Source organism: Variovorax sp. P1_H2 (genome assembly GCF_056405295.1).
Window position 1 is genome coordinate 1 of record NZ_JBFUCJ010000043.1, and the last position, 25,015, is coordinate 25,015.

23 protein-coding genes are annotated in these 25,015 nt (G+C 68.1%); 5 read left to right on the top strand and 18 right to left on the bottom strand.

The features are described from left to right. Positions 1–221: 221 nt before the first annotated feature. Positions 222–740 carry a C40 family peptidase gene (locus AC1D2E_RS16535; protein ID WP_478198378.1) on the top strand — a complete coding sequence of 173 codons (519 nt, stop codon included), beginning with the start codon at positions 222–224 and terminating at the stop codon, positions 738–740. A 21-nt stretch (positions 741–761) separates the two neighbouring features. Here the strand turns inward: AC1D2E_RS16535 and AC1D2E_RS16540 are convergent, their stop codons facing one another. The 6 genes from AC1D2E_RS16540 to AC1D2E_RS16565 form a co-directional block, all read right to left on the bottom strand. Continuing rightward, positions 762–1,808 carry an adenylate/guanylate cyclase domain-containing protein gene (locus tag AC1D2E_RS16540; protein WP_478198379.1) on the bottom strand — a complete coding sequence of 349 codons (1,047 nt, stop codon included), beginning with the start codon at positions 1,806–1,808 and terminating at the stop codon, positions 762–764. Next, the gene (locus AC1D2E_RS16545; RefSeq protein WP_478198380.1) at positions 1,801–2,142 is read right to left on the bottom strand and encodes an Hpt domain-containing protein; all 342 of its coding nucleotides are present in this window, start codon (positions 2,140–2,142) and stop codon (positions 1,801–1,803) included. The genes AC1D2E_RS16540 and AC1D2E_RS16545 overlap by 8 nt, the downstream gene beginning before the upstream one ends. Then, positions 2,139–5,336, bottom strand: coding sequence for a response regulator (locus tag AC1D2E_RS16550; protein WP_478198381.1), 3,198 nt, complete (start codon positions 5,334–5,336; stop codon positions 2,139–2,141). Before AC1D2E_RS16550 ends, AC1D2E_RS16545 begins: the two co-directional genes overlap by 4 nt. 98 nt (positions 5,337–5,434) lie before the next feature. Next, positions 5,435–5,914: a hypothetical protein gene (locus AC1D2E_RS16555; protein WP_478198382.1), complete on the bottom strand. Its 480-nt coding sequence runs from the start codon at positions 5,912–5,914 to the stop codon at positions 5,435–5,437. Continuing rightward, positions 5,911–6,717, bottom strand: a complete 807-nt coding sequence (locus AC1D2E_RS16560; RefSeq protein WP_478198383.1) for a DUF2092 domain-containing protein — start codon at positions 6,715–6,717, stop codon at positions 5,911–5,913. The genes AC1D2E_RS16555 and AC1D2E_RS16560 overlap by 4 nt, the downstream gene beginning before the upstream one ends. Positions 6,718–6,764: 47 nt before the next feature. Next, positions 6,765–8,846: a prolyl oligopeptidase family serine peptidase gene (locus AC1D2E_RS16565; RefSeq protein WP_478198384.1), complete on the bottom strand. Its 2,082-nt coding sequence runs from the start codon at positions 8,844–8,846 to the stop codon at positions 6,765–6,767. A 99-nt stretch (positions 8,847–8,945) separates the two neighbouring features. Between AC1D2E_RS16565 and AC1D2E_RS16570 the strand changes: the two genes are divergently transcribed. After that, positions 8,946–9,536 carry a hypothetical protein gene (locus AC1D2E_RS16570; RefSeq protein WP_478198385.1) on the top strand — a complete coding sequence of 197 codons (591 nt, stop codon included), beginning with the start codon at positions 8,946–8,948 and terminating at the stop codon, positions 9,534–9,536. A 57-nt stretch (positions 9,537–9,593) separates the two neighbouring features. On the opposite strand, the gene AC1D2E_RS16575 is transcribed toward AC1D2E_RS16570, so the two are convergent. The 4 genes from AC1D2E_RS16575 to AC1D2E_RS16590 form a co-directional block, all read right to left on the bottom strand. Further along, complete coding sequence (locus tag AC1D2E_RS16575) at positions 9,594–10,100, bottom strand: hypothetical protein (protein WP_478173589.1); 507 nt, start codon at positions 10,098–10,100, stop codon at positions 9,594–9,596. A 72-nt stretch (positions 10,101–10,172) separates the two neighbouring features. Then, a complete protein-coding gene (locus AC1D2E_RS16580) occupies positions 10,173–11,174 on the bottom strand; it encodes a Bug family tripartite tricarboxylate transporter substrate binding protein (protein WP_478198386.1) in 1,002 nt (333 codons plus the stop codon). A 41-nt stretch (positions 11,175–11,215) separates the two neighbouring features. Further along, complete coding sequence (locus AC1D2E_RS16585; RefSeq protein WP_478198387.1) at positions 11,216–12,202, bottom strand: hydroxymethylglutaryl-CoA lyase; 987 nt, start codon at positions 12,200–12,202, stop codon at positions 11,216–11,218. Further along, positions 12,199–13,437, bottom strand: coding sequence for a CaiB/BaiF CoA transferase family protein (locus AC1D2E_RS16590; protein ID WP_478198388.1), 1,239 nt, complete (start codon positions 13,435–13,437; stop codon positions 12,199–12,201). Before AC1D2E_RS16590 ends, AC1D2E_RS16585 begins: the two co-directional genes overlap by 4 nt. Positions 13,438–13,528: 91 nt before the next feature. Between AC1D2E_RS16590 and AC1D2E_RS16595 the strand changes: the two genes are divergently transcribed. Next, complete coding sequence (locus AC1D2E_RS16595) at positions 13,529–14,431, top strand: LysR family transcriptional regulator (protein ID WP_478198389.1); 903 nt, start codon at positions 13,529–13,531, stop codon at positions 14,429–14,431. Positions 14,432–14,507: 76 nt separating this feature from the next. On the opposite strand, the gene AC1D2E_RS16600 is transcribed toward AC1D2E_RS16595, so the two are convergent. Then, the gene (locus AC1D2E_RS16600; RefSeq protein WP_477650596.1) at positions 14,508–14,675 is read right to left on the bottom strand and encodes a hypothetical protein; all 168 of its coding nucleotides are present in this window, start codon (positions 14,673–14,675) and stop codon (positions 14,508–14,510) included. Positions 14,676–14,878: 203 nt separating this feature from the next. On the opposite strand from AC1D2E_RS16600, the gene AC1D2E_RS16605 reads away from it, so the two are divergent. Next, complete coding sequence (locus AC1D2E_RS16605) at positions 14,879–15,145, top strand: hypothetical protein (RefSeq protein ID WP_478198390.1); 267 nt, start codon at positions 14,879–14,881, stop codon at positions 15,143–15,145. 187 nt (positions 15,146–15,332) lie between these two features. Here AC1D2E_RS16605 and AC1D2E_RS16610 read toward each other — a convergent pair whose 3' ends face one another. The 7 genes from AC1D2E_RS16610 to gabT are packed head-to-tail and all read right to left on the bottom strand — an operon-like array spanning position 15,333 to position 23,391. Beyond that, positions 15,333–16,811: an NAD-dependent succinate-semialdehyde dehydrogenase gene (locus tag AC1D2E_RS16610; RefSeq protein ID WP_478198423.1), complete on the bottom strand. Its 1,479-nt coding sequence runs from the start codon at positions 16,809–16,811 to the stop codon at positions 15,333–15,335. A gap of 11 nt (positions 16,812–16,822) precedes the next feature. Beyond that, positions 16,823–17,779, bottom strand: coding sequence for an agmatinase (gene speB / locus AC1D2E_RS16615; protein ID WP_478198391.1), 957 nt, complete (start codon positions 17,777–17,779; stop codon positions 16,823–16,825). 11 nt (positions 17,780–17,790) lie between these two features. After that, positions 17,791–18,609: an ABC transporter permease gene (locus tag AC1D2E_RS16620; protein WP_478198392.1), complete on the bottom strand. Its 819-nt coding sequence runs from the start codon at positions 18,607–18,609 to the stop codon at positions 17,791–17,793. A 22-nt stretch (positions 18,610–18,631) separates the two neighbouring features. Next, entirely contained in the window at positions 18,632–19,888 is a 1,257-nt protein-coding gene (locus AC1D2E_RS16625) for an ABC transporter permease (protein ID WP_478198393.1), read from the bottom strand. 14 nt (positions 19,889–19,902) lie between these two features. Next, positions 19,903–20,931 carry an ABC transporter substrate-binding protein gene (locus AC1D2E_RS16630; RefSeq protein WP_478198394.1) on the bottom strand — a complete coding sequence of 343 codons (1,029 nt, stop codon included), beginning with the start codon at positions 20,929–20,931 and terminating at the stop codon, positions 19,903–19,905. A 49-nt stretch (positions 20,932–20,980) separates the two neighbouring features. After that, on the bottom strand, positions 20,981–22,075 hold the full coding sequence (locus tag AC1D2E_RS16635; RefSeq protein WP_478198395.1) for an ABC transporter ATP-binding protein: 1,095 nt from the start codon (positions 22,073–22,075) through the stop codon (positions 20,981–20,983). Between the two features lie 23 nt (positions 22,076–22,098). Beyond that, entirely contained in the window at positions 22,099–23,391 is a 1,293-nt protein-coding gene (gene gabT / locus AC1D2E_RS16640; protein WP_478198396.1) for a 4-aminobutyrate--2-oxoglutarate transaminase, read from the bottom strand. A gap of 161 nt (positions 23,392–23,552) precedes the next feature. On the opposite strand from gabT, the gene AC1D2E_RS16645 reads away from it, so the two are divergent. Further along, complete coding sequence (locus AC1D2E_RS16645; RefSeq protein ID WP_478198397.1) at positions 23,553–24,962, top strand: aminotransferase-like domain-containing protein; 1,410 nt, start codon at positions 23,553–23,555, stop codon at positions 24,960–24,962. Positions 24,963–25,015: the final 53 nt, after the last annotated feature.

Sequence of the window (25,015 nt, forward strand, 5' to 3'; positions counted from 1 at the left end):
TGCCGATGCATTGGGCTGCTCCTGGAGCAGAACCGCGATCGCCGCGGTCTGGGCGACCGCTCGCAACTCGAGCGCACGGAGTCGTTCGTTGACTTCTTCCAGTTCCATTGAGTCCCTCCTCTGCGGGTCCGACTTGAGAAATGTGGATTCTGCTTCGAAAGCCGGGTGAACATGGCCTCGGTTCGTCTGGGGTACGACCCGGGCGTGCGAACATCATCGCCATGATCGACAGCATCGATTCCGGCGTTCCCGCGTTCACCCGCCGCAAGGTTGGGTTCCTGCTGCTGCTCTCCACAGGTGCCTGCCTGCTGGCATCGGGCTGCGCGAGCCCGCCGGCGCCGATGCCGGCCGGGAGCATCGGGTCGCTCTCGGCCGAGCAGTCGAACGATGTCGCGATCCATGCGCTCGGCCTGGTCGGCACGCCCTACCGCTATGGCGGCAACACGCCCGAGGGCGGCTTCGACTGCAGCGGGCTCATCGGGTACGTCTACAAGAAGAGCGTGGGCCAGGCGACGCCGCGCACGGTGGCGCGGCTGGTTGCCTTCGGCCGGCCGGTGGCCGTGTCCGACATCCGCTCGGGCGACCTGGTGCTGTTCGGCGCCTCCTCACCGTCGCATGCCGGCATCTATGTCGGGGAGGGGCGCTTCGTGCACGCGCCGTCGAGCGGCGGCGAGGTGCGTCTCGATCGCCTCGATGGGCTCTACTGGTCGCGCCAGCCGACGCAGGCGCGGCGGCTCTGAGGCGGTGGCTTCCAGGTTCCGCTAGGTGCGGCTGGAAACCGCAGACACATCGACCGGCATCGCCTTGCCCCGGAGCGACACCGGGCCCAGCAGCTCGACCGGGATCCGACCGGCCAGCGCGACGCAGGTCGCCGGGTCGACCAGGATCGTCCGCCGCGCCAGCTTGGTGTGCTCCTCGAGCCGGGCGGCGAGATTCACCGTGTCGCCGATGCAGGTGTAGGTTGCGCGCTGCCGCGTGCCGGTGTAGCCGGCCACCATGTCGCCGGTGGCGATGCCGACGCCGATGCGGATCGACCGCTTGCCGAGCGCGGCGCGCTCGGCGTTCAGGAACTCGACCTTCTCGACCATGTCGAGCGCCGCGCGGACGGCGGCCGCGGCGTGGTCGGCCAGCGGCAGCGGGGCGCCGAAGATGGCCATCAGCCCGTCGCCGATCATCTGGTTGACCACGCCGCCATGGCTGTTGATGGCTTCGAACATCAGCGCGTAGTAGGCGTTCAGCAGCGCGATGGTCTCCTCGGGCGGCTGCGATTCGACCAGCGCGGTGAAGCCGCGGATGTCGGAGAACATCACCGTTCCCCGCAGATGCCGCCCGCCGAGCGCAAAGCCGGATTGCTCCAGGTCCTGCGCCACCTCGGAGGTGGCGAAGCGGCGCACCAGCTCCTTCTGCTGGTCGCGCAGGCGCTTCTTCTCGAGGCTGGCGCCGATGCGCGCCTTCAGCAGCACCGCATTGACCGGCTTGTGCAGGTAGTCCTCGGCGCCGAGTTCGATGCAGCGAACGATGTTGGCCATGCCCTCGAGCGACGAGGTCACGATCACCGGGAGGTCGCGCAACTTCGGGGTCCCGGTGAGTTGCTCCAGCACCTGGAACCCATCCATCTCGGGCATCTCGATGTCGAGCAGCAGCAGGTCGAAGGTGTCGCGCTGCAGCAGCTCGAGGGCGACCCGTCCGTTCTCGGCACATTCGACGCTGTGGCCCTGCAGCTCGAGGCTGCGGGCCAGCAGCAGGCGGTTGACCTTGCTGTCGTCGGCGACCAGCAGGCGCGCCTGCGGGGGTTGAAGCTCAGTCACGACTGAGCTCCGCGAGGGTCTTTGCCACCCGCCCGTACTCCGCCGCCAGCGCGTCGAGCGCTTTCGGTCGCCGCGCCGCCTCGAGGCCTCCCAGCTCCAGTTCGCGGGCCATCGCGCCGAGCGCGAGCGCGCCGAAGGTGAGGCTGTTGGACTTCAGCGAATGCGCCGCGCGGCGAAAGGCGTCGGCGTCGCCCGCGGCGAGCGCACCCTGAAGCTCCTTCAACATGACCGGGGCCTCCTCCAGGAAGGTCTGCACCAGCTCCCGCACGAATTCGGCGCCCGCGGTGTCCTGAAGTTCCGCATAGGTCGCCCGGTCGATCGTCGCATCGCTCATGTCACTCGGTCCTTTCGTGCAGGTACGCTGTTCAGCGTCTCGACCAGCCGGTCGACCCGGATCGGCTTGGTCAGGTAGTCGTCCATGCCGGCCGCCATGCACATCTCGCGGTCGCCCTGCATGGCGTTGGCGGTCATTGCCACGATGCGCGGCCGCTGGGTCGGTGCCGGCAGCAGCGTGCAGATCTGCCGCGTGGCGTCGAGCCCGTCGAGCTCGGGCATCTGCACGTCCATCAGCACCACGTCATAGCGCTGGCGCTGCACCGACTCGACGGCCTCGATGCCGTTGGCGGCGAGGTCGGCCCGGTAGCCCATCTGCTGCAGCAGGCGCAGCGCAAGCTTCTGGTTCACCGCGTTGTCTTCGGCCAGCAGGATGCGAAGCGGATGGCGTGCCGCCATCGCGGGATCGATCTGCGGCTTGTGCGCCGCAGCGGCCTCCGGCCGGGCGGTCGAATCGTGCGACAGCAGGCCCACCAGGGTGTCGAACAGGTGCGACTGCCGGATCGGCTTGGAGAGATAGGCGCCGAACAGCGATTCGGTCTCGCCCGCCTCGCGCCGGCCCAGCGAACTGAACAGCACCAGCGGCAGCGTGGCGTGGTTGGCCCGGACGCGCCGCGCCAGGTCGACGCCGTTCATCTCGGGCATGTGCATGTCGAGGATCGCGACATCGAAGTCTTCGCCTTGTCCGAGCCAGCGCAGGGCCTCGAGCGGCGATTCGGTGGCGCGCCACCGCATGCCCCACTTGTCGACCTGCAGCGAGAGCACCCGCCGGTTGGTCGCGTTGTCGTCGACGACCAGCACGCGCTTGCCTTGCAGCTCGGGCTGCGTGCCGGCGTAGTCCCGGTGCCGGCTGGGCGGCAGCTGTGCCGCCGGCGCCTCGATGGTGCAGAAGAAGGTCGAGCCGGTACCCGGGCCGCCGCTCTCGGCCCACATGGTACCGCCCATCAGCTCGGCCAGCCGCTTGCTGATCACCAGGCCCAGGCCGGTGCCGCCGTACTTGCGCGTGGTGCTCGAGTCGGCCTGCGAGAAGGACTGGAACAGCCGGCCCATGCCTTCCGCCGTCAGGCCGATGCCGGTGTCGCGCACGGCGAAGGTCAGCCGCACCTTGCCGCCTGCGCCGGCCTGCGAATGGACCGTCAGCACCACCTCGCCGGCCTCCGTGAACTTCACCGCGTTGCTCAGCAGGTTCAGCAGGATCTGCCGCAGCCGCGGAAGGTCGCCGCTCACGGCGGCCGGCATGTCGCCTTCGAACACATAGGCGATGTCGAGCTCCTTCTCGGTGGCGCGCGTGCTGACCAGGTCGAGCGCCGACTCCACGCAGTCGCGCAGGTCGAAGGGTTGCGACTCGATGTCCATGCGCCCGGCCTCGATCTTCGAGTAGTCCAGGATGTCGTTGATGATGGTCAGCAGCGCATCGCCCGAATCGCGGATGGTCTCGACGTAGTCCTGCTGCTCGGCGTCGAGCCGGGTGTCGAGCAGCAGGCCGCTCATGCCGATCACCGCGTTCATCGGCGTGCGGATCTCGTGGCTCATGGTGGCCAGGAAGGCGCTCTTGGCCTCGTTGGCGGCCTCGGCAGCGGCCCGCGCTTCCTTGGTTTCGGCGAACATGCGCGCGTTCTGGATCGCGATCACGGCCTGGTCGGCAAAGGTCTTCAGCAGCTTGATCTCCTTGCCGTCGAACGGCCCCGGGGGCTGGCGGGTCACGTGGATCGAGCCGATGCTGCGGCCCTCCCAGATCAGCGGGGCGACCATGATCGCGTAGCTGCCCACCTGCTCGGCCATCAGGCGCATGAAGGAGGGCAGCGACGGTGCGGCAAGCGCATCGGGAATGTGAAGAAATTCGAAGCCTCCCGTGGCAGGGCCGAAGGGCGTGTGATCGATCGGCCGCGGATAGTACCGCTCGAGCACGGCGCGGGCAGAGCCCCGGTGCGCGCCCAGGTGGACCAGGCCATCGTTGCCGATCAGCGAGATGCCCATCTGCGAGCCGGAGAACAGGCGCTGGCAGCTCTCCAGGATCTTGTCGAACACGGGCTGCGCATCTTCCATGGAACCGCTGATGACCTGGAGCACGTCGGTGGTGGCCTTCTGCCGCTCCAACGCCTCCCTGGTTTCGTTGAAAAGGCGTACGTTCTCGATCGCGATGACCGCCTGGTCGGCGAAGGTCTGCACCAGCCCGATCTCCGCCGGCGTGAAGGGGCGCGGCTGGTTGCGCAGCAGGACGATCACGCCGATCGATCGGCCGTCGCGAAGCATGGGCACGGCCAGCACCGTGCGAAAGCCGTTGCGTGCCTGGAGATCGCGCACGTCCGGATATTCGCTGTCGAGCAACGGCACGACGTCTTCGACATGCACGCAGCGGCGCTCCAGGAACGCGCGTCCGCCGATCGAGCTGCGGCGCAACGGCAGTTCCGCGCCGACCGATCGGGTGTCGTACGCGGGCCCGTAGCTCGTCATCGCGCGAAGACGGTCGCCGATCGCCAGCCACACCCGGCTGCCTTCGGCCCGGCACAGCAGGCCGGCACGCTCGGCCACCGTGTCGAGCACCGGCTGGACGTCGGTGGGCGAGCCGCTGATGATCTTCAGCACCTCGGAGGTTGCGGTCTGGCGCTCCAGCGCCTCATGCGTCTCGTCGAACAGCCGGGCGTTCTCCAGCGCCACGCCCATGCTGGCGGCCACTGTCTCGAGCAGCCGGATCTGGTGGCTGCCGAAGGCGTATTCGCGCTCATGGTCCTGCAGGCCGATCAGGCCCAGCACGCGGTCGCTGCCGATGATCGGCACCGCGGCGAGCGAATGCGCCCAGTCGGTGCCCGGCGTCGGCTGGAGTCCGGCCCGGGTCTGCTCCTCGCGCGTGTTCGCCACGCCGGCCTCGCGGGTTCGGATGATCCGCTCCATCGGCTCGCCCGGCTTCAGCGGCCGCGCCGGCAGCAGCGGCAGCGGGCGGTTGTGTTCGTAGCGGTACAGCGCCTGGATGAGCTGGGCCTTGTCGTCCCACCACAGGATGTTCACGTCGCCGGAGTCGAACAGCTCGCGCAGCTTGTCGCCCACCATGCGGACGATGGCCTGGAATTCCAGCCGGGCCGCCATGCCTTGCTGGATGCTGTTGATGAGCGCGAGTTCGCCGGTGCGCTGTGCCAGTTCGGCCTCGCGCTGGGCCAGCAGCGCGCGCAACTCGCTCTCGCCGTGGGACGAGAGCATCGACAGTGGCCGGGACCGGGACTTTGCCATTGGGCATCTGCCTCCTGCGATCGGGGATCCCGGGCGTGCTCCTGGGTGGCGCCTGGGACTCCGTCGACCTATGGCGCCGGGACGACCTCGTAGTACACGCCGCTGGAGCCGAAGTACGGCTTGTACCAGGTCGCTCCGGACTGGTAGTAGTTGACCCCGTTCACCACCATGCTCCTCGCGTCGCCGGGCAAGGCCGCCAGCTGGGTGCCGAGCGGCATGCCGGACTGCACCACAACCGCCGGTTGCTGAACGATCACGGCCGGCTGCTGGACCACCACGGCGGGGCGGCTCGCATCAGCAATCGCCGCACCTACCGCCATGCCGGCGACAGCGCCCGCGGCTGCCCCGCAGCCATAGCAGCCCGGGGGACGGTAATAGGGATGGTAGGGGTGGAAGCCGCCGACCGCGACCGCGCCGCCGCGCCAGCCGCCCGCGGCCGCGACCCAGGCGTTGGCACCCGACAGGGGGAGGAGTGCGCCGGCCACGACGGCTGCACCGAGGACGAGGGTCTTGAACTGCTTCATCGCATTGCTCCTTGTCGCGCTCACTTGGCGGGGCCCATCTGCTTGAACTCGAGCTTCACGGCGCCCTGCGGAATGGCGGCGCTGAAGGTCTTCGCCGGCACGGGCGCGTTGAGCTTCCATTCCGAGAGCTCGACGGTGAAGGTCGGCTGGCGTTCGCCCGTGCGGTAGGAAACGACCATCAGGCGGGGCAGCTTGTCCGCGGCGCCGATCCAGACCTCCCAGTCGAGTCCGGGTGCCGTGAACGCGAGGTGCTCGGTCTTGACGCCGCCGATGGTCGACTGCCCGACCCAGAGGGCGCTGCTGAAGTCCTTTGTCAGGAAGGCATACGGATCCGCGACCAGCAGGTCGAGAAAGGGCGCCGTGGCGTCGGAGCCCGGCTGGATGCTCTGCATCAGCGCCTCGATCGCGCCGCCCGCGGCATCGCGCTGCGCATAGAACTTGCGGTCGGCGCCGATCACGGTCACCGTCTTGCCGTCGTAGAAGCTGTCGCTCGGGAACAGGTCGCCGCGCGCTTCCACGAAGAGCTTGTCGGGCCGCTGCATCACCACGCGCGAGGACGCGAACAGGCTGACGAACTGCCCCGTCGGCGACGGGGTCGGCACGATGCCGCGGACCCTGAAGCTCAAGGTCTTGGCGCCGGCCAGCGTGTCGCTCATGCTCTTGAGCAGCGCCAGCGCGCGCTCGTCCTTGAAATCCTTGGCGGGCGACGCCATCGGCGCCGGCTTGGCGTCCTGCGCCAGGGCCGCACGGTCGGCGCCCAGCATCGCCACGGCGGCGAACAGGGCCAGGCCGACGCGACGGCCGATTCGATTCATGGTGGGTGTCATCGGTGTCCTCCGGAAGTGAGCCAGGGTAGGGGGCGGTGCGGCCGGTGTCAACGCGCCGCCGCATCGAGCCTTTCCCACAGGAAGCGATAGGCCAGCGCCTGCATCGTGGCGGCCTGCTCGTTGTTCGCGGCGCCGCCGTGGCCGCCTTCGATGTTCTCGTAGTAGCTCACGTCCTTGCCGGCCTCGATCATCGCCGCCGCCATCTTGCGAGCGTGGGCCGGGTGCACGCGGTCGTCGCGGGTCGAGGTGGTGAGCAGCACCGGCGGGTAGTCGCGGCTGGGATCGAACAGGTGGTAGGGCGAGAAGGTCCGGATGTAGTCCCATTGGGCGGGGTCGTCGGGATCGCCGTATTCCGCCATCCAGGAGGCCCCGGCCAGCAGGCGCGAGTAGCGCCGCATGTCCAGCAGCGGCACCTCGATCACCACGGCGCCGAAGAGCGCCGGATAGCGGGTCAGCATCATGCCGGCCAGCAGTCCGCCGTTGGAGCCGCCCTGCACCCCGAGCTGCCGGGGCGAGGTGATCCCGCGGGCCACCAGGTCCTTGGCGACCGAGGAGAAATCCTCGTAGGCGCGATGCCGGTGCCGCTTGAGCGCCAGCTGGTGCCAGCGCGGCCCGTACTCGCCGCCGCCGCGGATGTTCGCCACCACGTACACGCCGCCCCGGGACAGCCAGGCGCGCCCGAGGGCACCGGAGTAGCCCGGGGTCAGCGAGACCTCGAAGCCGCCATAGCCGTACAGCAGCGTCGGCGCCGTGCCGTCGAACACGAGGTCCGCGCGCCGCACCATGAAGTAGGGCACGCGGGTGCCGTCGTCGGAGGTGGCGAAGTGCTGCTCGACCACCAGTCCCCGGGCGTCGAAGAAGGCCGGCATGGACTTGAGCAATTCGGGCGGCTGGCCCAGCGTGGCCAGCGAAAGGGTCGAGGGCGTGAGGTAGTCGGCGGCGCTCAGCCAGACGGCGTCCGATTCGTCCCGGTCGACCGCCCTCGCATCGACGCTGCCGATGGCCGGGGCGCCGGCGAACTCGCTGCGCGTCCAGGGCCCGGTGCCGCCGGCGGGTGGCGTCAGCACGTGGAGCCGGTTCTTCACGTCATCGAGCACGTTGACCACCAGGTGGTTGCGGGTCCAGGTCGTGGCTGCCAGCGAGCGCGTCGGGCCGGGTTCGAAGAGCACGGCGAAGTCACGCTCGCCGCGCATGAACCGATCGAAATGGGTCGCCAGCAGCGAGCCGGCGATGTACGTGCGGGCGCCGACGCTCCAGGCTTCGCGCAATTCGACCAGCAGCCATTCGCGCTGGATGCTCGGCTCGGCGGACATTGGCAGCTCGACCTTCGACAGCCTGTCGCCTTCGGTCTGCAGGAAGAGCTCGGCGCTGTAGAAGGCGAGCGACCGGGCGACGAAGTCGCGCTCGAAGCCGGGGGTGTGCATCCGGTAGGCCGAGATGTACATGTCGTCGGCCAGGCCTTCGTACACGATGGGGGCGGACGCCAGGGGCGTGCCGCGTGCCCAGCGCCTGGCGGTCCGTGGATAGCCCGAGGTGGTCGACCCACCCTCGCCGAGCGTCGTGAACGCAAACACGGTGTCGTCGTCGATCCAGGCCAGGCCGCCCTTGGATTCCGGCCGGAAGAAGCCGCCCTGTTCGGGCGCCACGAAGGTCTTGGCCACGAGGTCGAACTCGCGCGTCACGTCGGCGTCGGAACCGCCGGGCGAGAGGCTCACGAGCGCCTTGCGGTAGCTCGGCCGCAGCACGGTCGCGCCGTGCCAGACCCAATGCACGCCCTCGGCGGCGGCGAGGGCGTCGAGGTCGAGCACCGTCTCCCAGGCCGGTTCGTCGCTTCGGTACTGGGCGAGCGTGGTGCGACGCCACAGGCCCATCTTGTGATCGGCATCCCGCCAGAAGTTGTAATAGAAGTCGCCGAGCTTGGAGACTTCTGGGATCTTCGCATCGGAGTCGAGCACGGCTTGCACCGCGGCCTTGGTGCGGGCGAATTCGTCCGTCGCGGCCAGGCTGCCGAGGGTCTGTGCGTTGCGCTCACGGACCCAGGCCAGCGCTTCGGCGCCTTCGACCGCCTCGAGCCACAGCCGCGGGTCGGTGCCGTCCTCGGCGGGGGGGTCGCATTTATTTTGTTGCATTTCAGTTGATCATTGCGTATTTTCACGGTCATCGGACGCCAGGCGGCGCGTGCAGTGCGGGGAACTGCGTGAGACACCAACACAAATGAGGGGGCGGACATGAAGGACTTCCTGGGCAGGTGGGCGCTTCTTTCCTTCGCGCTGGCGCTGGCCGCGTGCGGCGGCAGCGGCAGCGGGGGCACGCTCGACATGTCGGTCGCTGCCGCCCCGGGAGCGGGCGGCAGCGGAGGAGGCAGCGCCAGTGTTTCCCAGGTCTTCCAGGCCGGCGCCACGGTGGCGACACCGGCAACCGACACATCGGCCGATGCCGATCCGTCCGCGATCGTGGTCCGTTTCGATCCGCCCTCGATCGCGATAACGATACCCGTCGATTTGCAGGCGGCGAATGCGCCCACGCTGTCGGTCACCGCGACCGCCTCGAACCTTCCGAGCGCGCCGGTGAGCGTTTTCCTGGTGGACGACTCGGGCATCCTCAAGCCGGAAGCACATCCGTTGTATGGCGCCGGCGCCAACACCTTCGCGACGATGCCGCCCTATCTGCCCACCCTGAAGCTGCCGCTGACCGTGGGCGTCCACGAGGGAGTCCTGAAGATCATGTTCTGCACCGACAGCGGGTGTGGGACCCGGTATCCCGTCAGCGCCTCGAGCGTTCTGCCTTACAGCGTGACGGTGACCCAGGGGAACCCCTAGGCTGCGGCTGCCAAGGCGGCGCAGGCCCTGCCTCTTCTGCCTTGATCCGGGGTCCGGCTACCAGCGCCGGCGTTCTTCCATCAGGTCGTCGCCGACGTTGTAGTGATCGACCCGGCCCGTGGGATCGATGTAGATGTACAGGAAGCGCCGGTTGTTGATGTGCAGGTAGCGCCACGACCAGACGGTGCCGTTGAAGGAGGCCACGCGCGTCTGCTCGTAGGGCAGTCCATAGGTGAAGAGGACGTCGGGCACGCGCCACTCGCCGGGCCGGATGGTGCTGCCGAACAGCCCTTCGTCGAGCTCCTGGCGCACCGAGCGCACGCGTCCGGAGGCGTCGAGGTCGACGTTGCTGACCTGGAATCCCATGGGACCGCGCGAATACTGCAGGCGTTCTCCGCCGGCAAAGGGATAGATCGCGGTCGGCGGGCCCAATTGCTGCATCACCTCGGCGCGGCCGGTGCCGGGCTGGACGCGGGACGGATCGCTGGCGCAGCCGGCCAGCAGGCCGCAAAGCAGGGCCATTGCGGCGGCAGCCTTGCGCGGGGCGCGAACGAGATCCTGCATGGTGTTCGAAGTATCCGTGACCTGGAACGCTCCGGTTGTCGGACGAGCCGCTGCGCGGGTGTGGGCGGATTTTCAATCCGCTTCGATTTTCGCCGCCTTGATCACCTCTGCCCAGCGCGCGGTCTCTGCCTTCACCAGTGCATCCATCTGCTGCGGGCTCAGGTAGTCGGCCGTGGCGCCCTGTTCCTGCGCCTTCTGCCTGAAGGCCGGCGTGGAAACGACCTTGGCGATCTCCGCGCTCAGCTTGTCGATGACCGGCCTGGGTGTCCTGGCGGGCGCGAAGACGCCGAACCACGAGGTGGCGTCGAGCTTCGGCAGGCCCGCTTCGGCGGTCGTCGGCACCTCCGGCATGCTGGCCAGGCGCGTCTTGCCCGTGGTGGCCAGCACCCGCAGCTTGCCCGACTGGATGTGCGGCACGAAGGGCGGCGCGGTGCCGAAGGTGATGTCGACCTGGCCGCCCAGCAGGTCCTGCAGCGCCGGGCCGGTGCCCTTGTACGGGATGTGGGTCAGCTGGATGCCGGCCTGCTGCTCGAGCATCGCGCCGGTCGCGTGCTGCAGCGAGCCGTTGCCCGAGGACGCGTAGTTGATCTTGCCGGGGTGCGCCTTGGCATAGGCGACGAATTCGGCCATGGTCTTGAAGGGCAGGTCGGCGCGCACCACCACGATCTGCGGCGCCGACAGCACGTTGGCCACCGGCGTGAGGTCCTTCGCCTCCCATTGCGGCGCCTGCTTGCTGACCAGCGGCGTGATGACGTGGTAGCCCGAATACTGCATCAGCAGCGTGTAGCCGTCGGGCTCGGCGCGCTTCACCGCGACGGCGGCAATGGCACCGTTGGCACCGCCCTTGTTGTCGACCACCACGGTCTGTCCGAGCGCGCTGCCGAGCGGCACGCCGAGCATGCGGGCCGCGATGTCGGTGGTGCCGCCCGCCGCCGCGGGCACGAGCAGCATCACGGGCCGGCTCGGGTAGCCGGTGGGCGCCTGGGCGTGCAGGGCCGGGGCCATGCCGAGGGCCGCGAAGCCGAGCGCGGCAAGGCCGAGCCTGCGGCGCGAGATGTCATTCGAGGGTTTCATGGAAGTCTCCTGTCGTCGTTCTTGGATCAAAGGGGGATGGCTCAGGCGCCGCGTGCCAGGGCCCGGTCGCGCCACAGCGCGAAGTCCGGCGGCGGCGCGTGCAGGTCGAGCCGGCGGCCGGCCTTGGCGATCTGGCTCGGGATGTCGTGGCCGATCAGGGCCGGCAGCCGGGCGGCGGCCCGCAGCAGCAGGGCCAGGTCGCAGCCGGTGTCGAAGTCCATCAGTTCGAGCGCATGGACGATCTCCTCGGTGCAGACGTTGCCGCTGGCGCCCGGCGCATAGGGACAGCCGCCGAGACCGCCGAGCGAGGCGTCGAAGCGATCGGCACCGGCGTCCAGCGATGCCAGCACGTTCGCCAGGCCCATGCCGCGCGTGTTGTGGAAGTGCAGCGTGAGTTCGGCGGCGGGCAGGCGTTCGCGAAACGCTCTGACCACCTGCGCGACCTGCGAGGGGAAGGCCATGCCCGTGGTGTCGCACAGCGTGATGCCGCGCGCGCCGGCCGCCATGAAGCGTTCGGCCCAGCCGAGCATCACCTCGGTGTCGATGTCGCCCTCCATCGGGCAGCCGAACACGCAGGACAGCGACACGTTGATCGGCACCCCGGCCTGGCGTGCCAGCGCGCTCACCTCGGAGAGCGCCGCGAAGGACTGGGCGCGCGTCATCCGCAGATTGGCGAGGTTGTGGGTCTCGCTGCACGACATCACGAGATTGAGTTCGTCGGCGCGCGCCTCGATCGCGCGTTCGGCGCCACGCACGTTCGGCACCAGGCAGGTGTAGACCACGCCCGGGGCGCGGGCGATCTCGCGCAGCACGATCTCGGCGTCCCGCAGCGCCGGGATGGCCTGCGGCGAAACGAAGGCGGTGGCCTCGATCTTCGCCAGCCCGGCCGCCGACAGCGCATCGACCCACGCGATCTTGTCGGCGGTCGGCACGAAGGCCGCCTCCATCTGCAGGCCGTCGCGCGGCCCGACTTCCTGCATGTGAATGCGGCGGCGTGCGCCGGCCCAGGGTGAGTTCGATGCGGTCATGCGATGGCGCCTTTCGAGCGGAGGAGGGATATCTGTTCGGGCGTCAGGCCGGCCTCGCGCAGCACGGCATCGGTGTCGTCCCCGAGCCGCGGTGCCGACGAGCGCACGCAGCCGGGCGTGCCCGACAGCTTCGGCACGATGCCCGGCACGTCGATCTCATGGCCGTCGCGCGTGGTCTGGCGCAGGATCATGTCGCGCGCCCGGTAGTGCGGATCTTCGTGGATGTCCTTGGCGGTGTAGACCCGGCCGGCCGGAACGTTGGCGCCGGCGAGCAGCCGCAGCACCTCGGCGATTTCGCGCGGCTGCGTCCAGGCGCCGATCGCGGCGTCGAGCTCGTCGACCCGCGCCACCCGGCCGGCGTTGCTCTGCAGGTCGGCTGCGGCCGCCAGGTCGGGCCGGCCCACGACCTCCATCAGCCGCCTGAAGATGCTGTCGCCGTTGCCCGCGACCAGCACGTAGCCGTCGGCGCAGCGGTAGGCGTTGGACGGCGCGATGCCCGGCAGCGCGCTGCCGGCCGCCTCGCGCACGGCGCCGAAGGCGCTGTATTCGGGCAGCAGGCTTTCCATCACGTTGAAGACCGCCTCGTGCAGCGCCACGTCGATCACCTGGCCGGGCCCGCCGTGCACCTTGCGGTGGTAGAGCGCCAGCAGCACGCCGATGGTGCCGTGCAGCGCCGCCAGCGTGTCGCCGATCGACACCCCCACGCGCACCGGAACCCGACCGGGCTCGCCCGTGAGGTGGCGCAGCCCGCCCATGGCCTCGCCGATGGCGCCGAAGCCGGGCAGGTCGCGGTAGGGGCCGGTCTGGCCATAGCCCGAGATGCGCAGCATCACAAGCCCCGGGTTGAGGCGCCGCAGGTCCTCCCAGCCCAGGCCCCAGCCTTCGAGCGTGCCGGGCCGGAAGTTCTCGATCAGCACGTCGGCCTCGGCGATCAGCCGGCGCGCGAGCGCCTGGCCTTCGGCTGCCCGCAGGTCGATCGCCACCGAGCGCTTGTTGCGCGATTGCACCTGCCACCAGACGGAGGTGCCGTCCTGCAGCATGCGCCAGTTGCGCAGCGGGTCGCCGTTGCCCGGCGCCTCGATCTTCACGACGTCGGCGCCGAACTCGCCCAGCGTCTTGCCGCAGAAGGGGCCGGCGATCAGCTGGCCCATCTCGACCACGCGCAGGCCGGCGAGGGCGCTGGAGGCCGAAGGCGGCGAGGATGGGGTGGTCGGGGGAGCGGAGGCAGCGGTCATGGGGCCGAATGATGGCCAGCCGGCCCCGACCTGCAAAGCGGCCATTGGCGAGGCTGCCATCGCGGATCGCGATGGTGCTCAAATACGCCGCATGAAGCTCGATCCCGTTTCGCTGCGCCTGTTCGTCGCCGTCATGGAAGAAGGCACCATCGCCGCCGCCGCGCTGCGCGAGCACCTGGCCCCGGCGGCGGTGAGCAAGCGCATCAGCGAGCTCGAGGATGCGCTCGACGCGGTGCTGTTCCAGCGCAGCAACAAGGGGGTGCAGGCCACTGCGGCGGCACATGCGCTGCTCGGGCTCGCGCGCGGCGTGCTCAACGGCCTGGACGACATCGCCGAGCAGATGGCCGGCTATGCGAGCGGGCTGCGCGGCCACGTCCGGGTCTTCGCCAACATCTCGGCCATCACCCAGTTCCTGCCGGACGACCTGCGCAGCTTCATGGCCACCGCGCCGCTGGTGCAGGTGCACCTGCAGGAGCGCATCAGCTCGGCCATCGCGCGCGCCGTGGCCGACAGCACGGCCGACATCGGCATCCTCAACGCCGGCGCCTACGGCGAGGCGCTCACGGTGCTGCCGTACCGCGAGGACGAGCTGGTGCTGATCGTGCCGCGCGAGCACGTGCTGGCGCGGCGCCGGAAGGCGAGCTTCCGGGAGGCGCTGGCGCACGAGTTCGTCGGCGCCCATCCGGGCAGCGCGGTCAACAACCTGCTGCACAGGGCGGCGGCCGAGATCGGCCTGCCGCTGCGACTGCGGATCCAGGTCAGCGGCTACGACGCGATGTCGCTGATGGTGGCGGCCGGCATGGGCGTCGGCATCCTGCCGCGCCAGAGCGCGCGCCTCTATCTGTCATCGCTCGGCATCCGCGCCGTTGCGCTCGACGAGCCCTGGGTGCGGCGCCAGCTCATGGTGTGCGTCCGCTCGCTGGAGGCCCTGTCGCCCGCGGCGCGCAGCCTGGTCGACCACCTCTGCGCGAGTGCGTCGCCGGTCAGTCCTTGAGCTTGATGGAGGAGATGCGGACGCCAGGGCCTGTTCACACTATTTCCGGGGATCGCGGAAATAGTGTGAACAGGCCTTAGAAGCGATTGGCGGCCCGCCGTACGACGACTTTCTCCTTGTCCGCAGCTTTTTCCGGCTGGGCCGCCGCCTTCCGTGGAGCGCGTTTGGCCGGCTTTCGCCGTCCCTTGAGGGATTCGATCAGGGAAAGGGCTTCCTTGTCGAACTTCGCGTTGTCGTCGGGCATGGCGGCCTCCAGAGGATGCGAGTGCCGGATGGTACGACCATACTGACATCGCTGCCCGGGCCACTTTGCGCCAGCCACTCTTTCAGCTCCGAGGCGATCCCTCCCAAGCGGGCGCCGGGGACCACCGGGCCATCTGTCCGTCCGACCGAGCGCTTCCCTCCGGATCTCCCCTAACATAGACAGATGACTCGAGGAGATCTTCGATGAATTCGAACGAGTTTGGCGCGACCCCAACGGTTGCGGATGAAAGCAGCACGGTCGTCGACGACGACGAGGTGATATCTAGAACTCTGCCGCCTGCACTGATGCCCCAGAGTGCAGGGCGACTGCAGGAGCAGGCCGATCACGTCCTGAACGTGATCCGCGGCTGTGTCATCAGACAACCCATTCGAGCGGTACTGGTCGCCGCCGCAGGGGGTGCGGCACTGACCGCCCTGCTGGTTGCCTGGATGCAGCGCGAAGACATTTGAGGTGGGCCGGGCAGTTGGGGGCCCCCAGCTGCTCGGTGGTGATGCCATTGAAGTTCGCTTCGAACTCGTAGGTTACGTCGCAAACCATTGTCGCGCTTGAGTTTTTGTCCCAAAGCGCACCGATCTGCACCAAGAGGACGATCACCCCGAGAAGTGTTCGCGACCTGTGCCGCAAAAGGACGAAGCCCTATTTCTGGATGTCGCCCAGACAGAGATATTTGATCTCGACGTAGTCGTCCATGCCATGGTGCGAGCCCTCGCGCCCCAGGCCCGACTGCTTCACGCCGCCGAAGGGCACATGTTCGGTGGCGATCACGCCGGCATTGATGCCGACCATGCCGTACTCCAGCGCCTCTGCCACGCGGAAGATCCGCCCCACGTCGCGGGTGTAGAAGTAGCTGGCCAGCCCGAACTCGGTGTTGTTCGCCGCCTCAATGGCGTCCTGCTCTGTCTTGAAGCGAAACACGGGTGCGAAGGGGCCGAAGGTTTCCTCCTTTGCGCACAGCATGTCGGGCGTGGCCTCGGCGATCACCGTGGGTTCGAAGAACTGGCCGGTGATCCTGCGCCCGCCCGCCAGCACCTTGCCGCCCTTGGCAACGGCATCGTCGACGTGGCGCTGCACCTTGTCGATGGCCGCATCCTCGATCAGCGGCCCTTGCGTCACGCCATCTTCGAAGCCGTTGCCGACCTTGAGCGCCTCGACCTTGGCCGCGAATTTCTCGACGAACCGGTCATAGATGCCGTCTTGCACATACAACCGGTTCGCGCAGACGCAGGTCTGGCCCGCGTTGCGGAATTTGCTGGCCATGGCGCCTTCGACCGCAGATTCCACGTCGGCATCGTCGAAGACCAGGAAGGGCGCGTTGCCGCCGAGCTCGAGCGACAGCTTCTTGACCGTGGGTGCGCATTGGCTCATCAGGATGCGGCCGACTTCGGTGGAGCCCGTGAAACTCAGATGGCGCACGACGTCGCTTTCGCAAAGTTCCTTGCCGATGGCGATACTGTTCTGGCCGTCGGCCGTGAGCACGTTGAGCACGCCTGCAGGAATGCCCGCGCGCACCGCCAGCTCGGCCACGGCGAGCGCGGTGAGCGGTGTGAGTTCGGCGGGCTTGATGACCACGGTGCATCCGGCGGCGAGCGCCGGCGCTACCTTGCGCGTGATCATCGCGAGCGGAAAATTCCAGGGCGTGATCGCCGCGCACACACCGATGGCCTGCTTCATCACAAGCAGGCGCCGGTTGTTGTCGAACTGCGGCAGCACCTCGCCGTTCACGCGCTTGGCTTCTTCGGCAAACCACTCGATGAAGCTTGCGCCGTAGGCAACCTCGCCCTTGGCTTCGGCGAAGGGCTTGCCTTGCTCGGCGGTCATCAGGCGGCCCAGGTCTTCCGTGTTGGCAATCAGCAGTTCGAACCACTTGCGCAAGACGATGCTGCGCTCCTTGCCGGTCTTGCCGCGCCAGGCCGCGAGCGCCTTGTCGGCGGCGGCGATCGCCAAGGCCGCGTCCGCGCGCGCGAGGTTGGCGACGTCGGCCAGCTTCTGGCCGGTGGCAGGGTCGTTCACATCGAAGCGGCTCGCGCCCCGGATCCATTCGCCGGCGATCAGCGCATCGCTTTTGAGCAGGGTCGGGTCGTTCAGCATTGCGAAGGGGGATGTCTTCATGTTCATGTGTTCTGTTGTTAGCGATAGGGCACGCCGGGCAGCACGCAAAGCATCTCGTAGAGAAGATTGGCGCCAAGCAGCGCGGTGTTCCCGCTGGTGTCGTAGGGCGGGCTGACTTCCACCAGGTCGGCGCCCACCACGTTCAGGCCGCGGCAGCCGCGAACGATCTCCAGTGCCTGCGGCACGGTCAGACCGCCGATCTCGGGCGTGCCGGTGCCGCCGGCGAAGGAAGGATCGATGCCGTCGGTGTCGAAGCTGATGTAGACGGGATGCGCCGGGCCGATGCGCTCGCGCACCTGCGCCATCAGTGGGGCCAGCGACTGGTACCAGAGCTCGTGGGCTTGCACCACGGTGAAGCCTTGCGCACGCGGCCAGTCGAAATCGTCCGCGGCATAACCGGTGCCGCGCAGGCCGATCTGCCAGACCTTGTCGCAGGCCAGCAAGCTTTCCTCGACGGCGCGGCGCAACGGCGTGCCGTGGGCGATGCGCTCGCCGAACATGTCGTCGCTCACGTCCGCATGCGCATCGACATGCACCAGCGCCACCGGGCCGTGCTCGCGCGCCACCGCGCGCAGGATCGGCAGTGCAATGGTGTGGTCGCCGCCAAGCGTCAGCGGCGCGCAGCCGGCGGCCAGCACGGTGTCGTAGAAGGTCGAAATGATGTCGACCGACTTGTCGAGCGAATAGGTGTTGATGGGCACATCGCCCAGGTCGGCCACGTTCAGCCGGTCGAACGGGGCCGCGCCAGTCGCCATGTTGTAGGGCCGCAGCAGTGCCGATTCGGCGCGGATCTGGCGCGGCCCGAAACGCGCGCCCGGGCGGTTGGAGGTGCCGATGTCCAGGGGCACGCCGATGAATGTCGCATCCAGCCCCACCGGGGACGTTGCAGCCGGCAGCCGCATCATCGTGCCGAGGCCGGCGAAGCGCGGCATCGTGTTGCCGCCGAGCGGCTGGTTCGGTGGGATGGCGGGCATCGTGCGGGGGTTCAGCGCCGCCGGCCGCGCAGCCATTCGAGCGCGAGCAGCAGCGTGGTGGTGAAGATGATCAGCAGCGTCGCAACAGCGGCGATGGTGGGCGAGATGTTCTCTCGGATGCCGGTGAACATCTGGCGCGGCAGCGTGACCTGGTCCGGCCCCGCGAGGAACAGCGTGACCACCACTTCGTCGAACGACGTAGCGAAGGCGAACAGCGCGCCCGAGATCACGCCCGGCGCGATCACCGGCAGCGTGATGCGCATGAAGGTCCTGAACGGTGTTTCGCCCAGGCTCAGCGATGCGCGCACCAGGTTGTGGTTGAAGCCGGCCAGCGTGGCGAGCACGGTGGTCAGCACGAAAGGTGCGCCCAGTGCCGCATGCACCACGATCAGCCCGATGTAGGTGTCGGCCAGGCCGATGGGTGCGAAGTAGAGGTAGGCGGCAACGCCCACCACCACGATGGGCACCACCATCGGCGAAATCAGCACGCTCATGAGCAGCCCCTTGAAGGCAAAGCGCGTGCGCGACAGGCCCACCGCGGCCAGCGTGCCCAGCACGGTGGCCAGCACCGTGGCGGCCGGCGCGACGATGAAGCTGTTGCGCGCCGCGCGCGCCCACTCGGGCGACTCGAACAGGTTGCGATACCACTTGAGCGACCAGCCGGGAATCGGGTACGCCAGAAATGAACTGTCGGAGAAAGACAGCGGAATCACCACCAGGATCGGCGCCAGCAGAAAGGCCAGAACCGCGACGCAGCCAATACGCACCAGCCACCAGCCGAGCTTGTCGGCAAAGGTGGCATAGGCCGGGAATCGAGGGAGCTTCAGCATGCTTGTCTTTCTTCCTTGCCGCTCAGCCGAGGCTCAGCTCGGCCTTGCCGATGCGGCGATACACGGCGTACAGCACCAGCGTGGCGACCAGCAGCACGGCACCCAGCGCGCAGGCCATGCCCCAGTTGATCTCCACGTTGGTGTAGCGCGCGATGTAGTAGCTCAGCATCTGGTCGTCCGCGCCGCCGAGCAGCGCCGGTGTCACGTAGTAGCCGATGGCCAGGATGAAGACCAGCAGCCCACCGGCACCGATGCCCGGATAGGTCTGCGGCACGTACACCCGGAAGAAGGCCGCCAGCGGCGAGCTGCCCAGCGAGACAGCCGCACGCAGGTAGGTGGGCGGCACGCTCTTCATGACGCTGTAGAGCGGCAGAATCATGAACGGCAGCAGGATGTGCACCATCGCGATGATCACGCCGGTGCGGTTGAACAGCAGCGCCAGCGGATGATCGATCAGCCCGATGCCCATGAGGCCGCGGTTGACCAGGCCTTCGGACTGCAGCAACACGATCCAGGCCGCCACGCGCACCAGGATGGAAGTCCAGAACGGAACCAGCACCAGGATCATCAGCACGTTGGCCTTGCGCGCCGGCAGCGTCGACAGCCACCAGGCCAGCGGATAGGCCAGCAGCAGGCAGAAGAAGGTGACCACGGCGCTGATGTTGAAAGTGCGCAGCAGGATGCCGGCGAAGGCGCGCTGGTCGGCAGGCATGCGCTCCACTTCGCCCGCCACATCGCGCCGCAGGTCGACCGATGCGAGCAGGTAGTCGGGTGTCCAGCGCGAACCGTTCTTGGCGATGGCCTGCCAGAACGGCGTCTCGCCCCAACGCGGATCGATCTCCAGCATGCGCGCCTTGATTTCTTCCGGCGTGCCGGCAATCGGCAGCGCCCGAAAGGTGCCCATCACGAGCGAGCGGGCGCCCGCAATCTCGGTGTTGAGGCGTCGCGCCAGGGCGCCCGCATCGGAACTGTCGGGCAGCTGGCGGAGGTCGGCCGCGATGGCGGCATAGGCCGCGGGCGCGGGCGCGTCCTTGCGGTTCCATCCGTCGAGCGCACGCACGGTGCGCGGCAGCGCATTCGCCACTTCCGGGTTCTCGACCGCACGCTGCAGCAGCGCCACGATGGGCACCAGCAGCGTCAGCAGCAGAAACACCAGCAGCGGCACCGTGAGCGCGAAGGCGCGCCACTTGCGGCGCGACTCGGCGCGCGCCAGCGCACGCCGGAGTTCGCCGGGTGGAGCCTCTGCCGAGACCTGGGGGACAGACATTGCCGCGTGCATGGCCTCTTGCCTGCTTACTGCGTGGCCCAGGACGCGAAGCGCTTCTCGAGCGCCTCGCCCTGATCAGCCCAGAAGCCGACGTTGAACTGCAGCGAATCCTTGGCGTTGTTCGCCGAGGTTGGCAGGTCGGCCAGCACCTTGCTGCTGAGCGAAGCCAGTGCCTTGGTGTTGGCGGGACCGTAGGCGATGTTCTGGGCATAGACCGCCTGGTTGGCCGGCTGCATCACGAACTGGATGAATTTCAGCGAGGCCTCCTTGTTCGGTGCGCCCTTCGGAATCACCAGGTAGTCGAGGTCGTAGATGCCGCCCGGCCAGTAGATCTTGAGGTCGCGGCCTTCGCGGTTGGCCGCGTCGATGCGGCCGTTGTACACGGTGGTCAGCACCACGTCGCCGGCCACCAGGAACTGCGGCGGCTGTGCGCCGGCTTCCCACCACTGGATGTTCGGCTTGAGTTCGGTGAGCTTCTTGAACGCGCGGTCGGCGCCGTCCTTGGTGGCGAGCACCTTGTAGACATCGGCCGGCTTCACGCCGTCGGCCATGAGCGCGAACTCGAGGTTGTAGCGCGCGCCCTTGCGCATGCCGCGCTTGCCCGGGATCTTCTTCACGTCCCAGAAATCGGCCCAGCTGGTGGGCGCGGTCTTGAGCTTTTCGCCGTTGTAGGCCATCACGGTCGACCACACGAACAGGCCGACGCCGCAATCGGTGACCGCGGCCGGCAGGAAGTCGGCCTTGCTGCCGATCTTCGAATAGTCGAGCTTCTCGAACAGGCCCTCGTCGCAGCCGCGCGCCGCGTCGGGCGATTCGACCTCGACCACGTCCCAGGTGACTTTCTTGGTCTCGACCATGGCCTTGATCTTGGCCTGTTCGCCGTTGTATTCGACCGGAATGATCTTGGTGCCGGTCTTCTCGTAGGGCTCGTAGTAGGCCTTTTTCTGGGCGTTGGCGTTGGCGCCACCGAAGTTGACCACGGTGAGCTGCTGCTGGGCGAAGGCAGGCAGCGCGAAGCTGGCGGCGACGGTGCAGGCGAGGAGAGTCTTTTTCATGGTGGGTGTAGTCCTGGGTGATGAACGGGAACGAGAAACGAGACCGGATTCAGAGCGCATAGATGCGCGCATGCGCAACCGGAAATTCGAGCGCCACCGATTCGCCGGCCTGCGGCGTGGCGGCGCCGTCGAGGCCGCTCAGCGGCAGCTTCACGGTGGCTTCGGCCTGGCCGCCGCCCACGCTGCAGAGCAGCCGCAGGTGGTCGCCGAAGTAGATGACGCGCGCCACCTCGGCGGCGAGCATGTTGGCGCCCTGCGCGTCCGGCCGGCGGTGCAGCACCACGCGCTCGGGGCGGATGCAGGCCTCGACCGCCGCGCCCGCGGCTGCGCCGCTGACGTTGAGCCCGTGCAGCACGCGGCCATCGGGCAGCGTCATTTCGGCGTGCTCGCCGCCACGGCTCAACTGGCCCTTGAGCACGGTGTTGTCGCCGACGAAGCCGGCCACGAAACGGTTGGAAGGCGTCTCGTAGAGCCGGCCGACCGTGTCGAGCTGCTGGATCACGCCTTCGTTGAACACCGCCACGCGGTCGCTCATGGTGAGCGCCTCGCCCTGGTCGTGCGTCACGTAGACGAAGGTCACGCCCAGCTGGCGGTGCAGGTCCTTGAGTTCGATCTGCATGTGTTCGCGCAGCTGCTTGTCGAGCGCGCCGAGCGGCTCGTCCATCAGCACCAGCTGGGGTTCGAACACCAGCGCGCGCGCCAGCGCCACGCGCTGCTGCTGGCCGCCCGAGAGCTGGCCGGGCAGGCGGTCGGTCATGCCGCGCAGCTGCACCATGTCGAGCGCGCGCTGCACGCGGCGCTGCTGCTCGTCTTTCGACACCTTGCGCACCGTCAGCGGATACGCAACGTTCTGGCCTACGCTCAGGTGCGGAAACAACGCGTAGTTCTGGAACACCATGCCGAAGTGCCGCTTGTGCGGCGGCGTGCCGGTGATCTGCTTGCCGTCGAGCAGGATCTCGCCGGAGGTCGGCGACTCGAAGCCCGCCAGCATCATCAGCGTGGTGGTCTTGCCCGATCCCGAAGGCCCGAGCAGGCTCAGGAACTCGCCACGGTGGATGTCCAGATCGAGCTGGCGCACCACCAGGTGTTCGCCATCGTAGGTTTTCCGGACGCGCTGGAAGCGCACCAAGGGTTCGTCTGTCATGGAGGATTTCAGGAAAGGGTCGATCAGCGCAGCGCGGCGAAGCTGTCCGCGAGAAGCGCCAGGCCTTCGTCCACAAGCAAGTCGGATGCCGTCAGCGGCACCAGTACGCGAATTACATTGCCGTAGCTGCCGCATGACAGCAGGATTAACCCGCGTCGCGCCGCCTCCGCGACCACCTCGCGGGTCAGCGCGGCATCGGGTTGCGCGGTGTCGCCCCGCTCGAACAATTCGATGGCCACCATGGCGCCGAGCCCCCGCACGTCGCCAATGGCGGGCTCGTCGGCCGCGATGCGGCGCAGGCCGGCCGTGAGCCGTTCGCCCAGCGCCCTGCTGCGAGCCAGCAATTGCTCGTCGTCGAACACCTTGAGCACCGCGAGCGCCGCGGCGCAGCCGATGGGGCTGCCGGCATACGTGCCGCCCAGGCCGCCGGGCGCGGGGGCGTCCATCACCTCGGCGCGGCCCACCACGCCGGAGATCGGAAAGCCGCCCGCCATCGACTTGGCGGTGGTGATCAGGTCGGGCGCCACGGGCCATTGCTCGCTCGCGAACCAGGTGCCGGTGCGGCCGGCGCCGGTCTGCACTTCGTCGGCAATGATCAAGATGCCGTGGCGGTCCGCCAGCGCGCGCAGGCCTTCGATGAAGTCGTTGGGCRCCACGTAAAAGCCGCCCTCCCCCTGCACCGGCTCCAGGATGAAGGCCGCCACGCGTTCGGCCTCGATGTCGTTCTTGAACAGCAGTTCGACCGAATGCAAGGCGTCGTCCACGCTCACGCCGTGCAACGCACTCGGGTAGAGCGCATGAAACACCTCGCCCGGGAATGGGCCAAAGCCGACCTTGTAGGGCGCCACCTTGCCGGTCAGGCCCAGCGTCATCATCGTGCGGCCGTGATAGCCGCCGGTGAAGGCAATGATGCCCGGCCGCCGGGTGTAGGCGCGGGCAATCTTCACCGCGTTCTCGACCGCCTCGGCGCCGGTGCTCAGGAAGACCGATTTCTTCGCGAATTCGCCCGGCGCCAGCGCGTTCAGGCGCTCGGCCAGCTCCACGTAGGGCTCGTAGGCCAGCACCTGGAAGCAGGTGTGCGAATAGAGATCCACCTGCGCCTTGACGGCGGCACCGATCTCCGGATGGCAGTGGCCGGTGTTCAGAACCGCGATACCGCCGGCGAAGTCGATGTAGCGTCGCCCTTCGACGTCCCACAGCTCGGCGTTGGCGGCCCGACTGACGAAGATTTCATGGGCCTGACCAACACCGCGGGCCACCGCCGCGCTGCGGCGGGCCATGAGGGCGGGGTTGCTGAGATGGGGTTCGCGCTGCATGGGTACGACCTGTGCCTGAAAGAAGAAGCAGGCACTTTAGGTTTCAGGTATCGGGCTGACCATGTACAAGGAAAGCGATGGTTTTGCGGACTGTGCTGGTCTTGTATCCTGTACATACTTTCCTCAATATGGTGCAGATCGGGTCTGCCGGGATGCTCTCGATGCTCATTCTTCACCCCGAACAGCCGACGCCGCTCGTGAGTCAGATCGTGGAGGGGCTTCGCGGGCTGATCGGCTCCCAGAAACTCAGGGCCGACAGCAAGCTGCCCTCGATCCGGGCCTTTGCCGCGGCCCATGGCGTCAGCGTCTTCACGGTGGTCGAGGCCTACGACCGGCTGGTGGCGCAGGGCCTGCTCGTATCGCGGGCCAATGCGGGGTTCTTCGTCAAGCGCCGAAGCGACGACGCCGCCGGGAGCGGGCCCACCGTGCCGCAACCCGACCCGCGCTTCGATGCACGCTGGTATCTGCGGCAGATTTTCGAGAACCGCAACCTGCCGCTCAAGCCGGGCTGCGGATGGCTGCCGCACGACTGGCTGTTCGAGGACGGCATGCGCCGCAGCCTGCGCAGCCTCGCGGCCGGCGGCACCGACATCGGCGGCTATGGCCTGCCGTTCGGGCACATGGCACTGCGCATGGCGGTTGCCGATTCGCTTTGCGAGCGGCAGATCGCGGTCGACGCGGGCCAGGTGTTGCTCACCCAGGGATCGAGCCAGGCGCTCGATCTCGTGGCGCGCCAGTTGCTGAAACCGGGCGACGAAGTGCTGGTGGATGATCCCGGCTATCCCAACCTGATGTTCATGCTGCGCTTTCTCGGCGTGCACATCATCGGTGTGCCGCGCACGCCCACCGGCTACGATCTGCCCGCGCTGGAGGCGCTGCTGTCGGTCCACCGGCCCAAGGCCTTCTTCACGCAGCCGCGGCTGCAAAGCCCGACTTGCTCGCTGGCGTCGATGCCGCAGCTGGTACGCCTGCTTCAGCTGGCGCAGGAGCATCAGTTCATGCTGGTCGAGAACGACATCTATGCCGACATGGACGCCTCATCGCGGCCCTCGCTGGCGAGCCTCAGCCAGTTGCGCCAGGTGGTCTACGTCGGCAGTTTTTCCAAGACGATTTCCCCGAATCTCCGGGTCGGCTACGTGGTGGCGCAGCCCGAGTTGATGGAAGATCTTGCCCAGCTGAAGATGGTCTCGGGCCTCACCTCTTCGGACATCACCGAGCGGCTGGTCTTTGGCGCCGTGACCGACGGGCGCTGGCGCAAGCACCTGAAGTCGCTGCGTGACCGGCTGGCGCAAGCGCATTCGAATGTGGCAAGGCGATTGGAAGCCCAGGGTTTCGAGCTTTTTCACGAGCCCGCGGCAGGCCTGTACCTGTGGGCACGCCATCCGGACATCACCGATGCCGCAGACTTGTCGCGGCTTGCTGCCACGGAGGGAATCATGCTCGGCCCCGGGCAGTTGTTTCTGGTGAATCCACGTCCCACGGGTTGGCTGCGCTTCAACGTGGCCTTCAGCGAGGATGAGCGGCTTTGGCAGTTCCTGGCGCGCCGCATCGACGAGCGCAAAGGGGACTGACGGAGGACTGGAACGCCGCCCAAAAAAGGGGGATCGTCCATCATCCGCGCGAC

Coding starts and splice junctions, on each gene's coding strand:
- AC1D2E_RS16535 (WP_478198378.1), top strand. CDS start 222: ATGATCGACAGCATCGATTCCGGCGTTCCCGCGTTCACCCGCCGCAAG.
- AC1D2E_RS16545 (WP_478198380.1), bottom strand. CDS start 2,142: ATGAGCGATGCGACGATCGACCGGGCGACCTATGCGGAACTTCAGGAC.
- AC1D2E_RS16550 (WP_478198381.1), bottom strand. CDS start 5,336: ATGCTCTCGTCCCACGGCGAGAGCGAGTTGCGCGCGCTGCTGGCCCAG.
- AC1D2E_RS16560 (WP_478198383.1), bottom strand. CDS start 6,717: ATGACACCCACCATGAATCGAATCGGCCGTCGCGTCGGCCTGGCCCTG.
- AC1D2E_RS16565 (WP_478198384.1), bottom strand. CDS start 8,846: ATGCAACAAAATAAATGCGACCCCCCCGCCGAGGACGGCACCGACCCG.
- AC1D2E_RS16570 (WP_478198385.1), top strand. CDS start 8,946: ATGAAGGACTTCCTGGGCAGGTGGGCGCTTCTTTCCTTCGCGCTGGCG.
- AC1D2E_RS16575 (WP_478173589.1), bottom strand. CDS start 10,100: ATGCAGGATCTCGTTCGCGCCCCGCGCAAGGCTGCCGCCGCAATGGCC.
- AC1D2E_RS16580 (WP_478198386.1), bottom strand. CDS start 11,174: ATGAAACCCTCGAATGACATCTCGCGCCGCAGGCTCGGCCTTGCCGCG.
- AC1D2E_RS16585 (WP_478198387.1), bottom strand. CDS start 12,202: ATGACCGCATCGAACTCACCCTGGGCCGGCGCACGCCGCCGCATTCAC.
- AC1D2E_RS16590 (WP_478198388.1), bottom strand. CDS start 13,437: ATGACCGCTGCCTCCGCTCCCCCGACCACCCCATCCTCGCCGCCTTCG.
- AC1D2E_RS16595 (WP_478198389.1), top strand. CDS start 13,529: ATGAAGCTCGATCCCGTTTCGCTGCGCCTGTTCGTCGCCGTCATGGAA.
- AC1D2E_RS16600 (WP_477650596.1), bottom strand. CDS start 14,675: ATGCCCGACGACAACGCGAAGTTCGACAAGGAAGCCCTTTCCCTGATC.
- AC1D2E_RS16605 (WP_478198390.1), top strand. CDS start 14,879: ATGAATTCGAACGAGTTTGGCGCGACCCCAACGGTTGCGGATGAAAGC.
- AC1D2E_RS16610 (WP_478198423.1), bottom strand. CDS start 16,811: ATGAACATGAAGACATCCCCCTTCGCAATGCTGAACGACCCGACCCTG.
- speB (WP_478198391.1), bottom strand. CDS start 17,779: ATGCCCGCCATCCCACCGAACCAGCCGCTCGGCGGCAACACGATGCCG.
- AC1D2E_RS16620 (WP_478198392.1), bottom strand. CDS start 18,609: ATGCTGAAGCTCCCTCGATTCCCGGCCTATGCCACCTTTGCCGACAAG.
- AC1D2E_RS16625 (WP_478198393.1), bottom strand. CDS start 19,888: ATGCACGCGGCAATGTCTGTCCCCCAGGTCTCGGCAGAGGCTCCACCC.
- AC1D2E_RS16630 (WP_478198394.1), bottom strand. CDS start 20,931: ATGAAAAAGACTCTCCTCGCCTGCACCGTCGCCGCCAGCTTCGCGCTG.
- AC1D2E_RS16635 (WP_478198395.1), bottom strand. CDS start 22,075: ATGACAGACGAACCCTTGGTGCGCTTCCAGCGCGTCCGGAAAACCTAC.
- AC1D2E_RS16645 (WP_478198397.1), top strand. CDS start 23,553: ATGCTCATTCTTCACCCCGAACAGCCGACGCCGCTCGTGAGTCAGATC.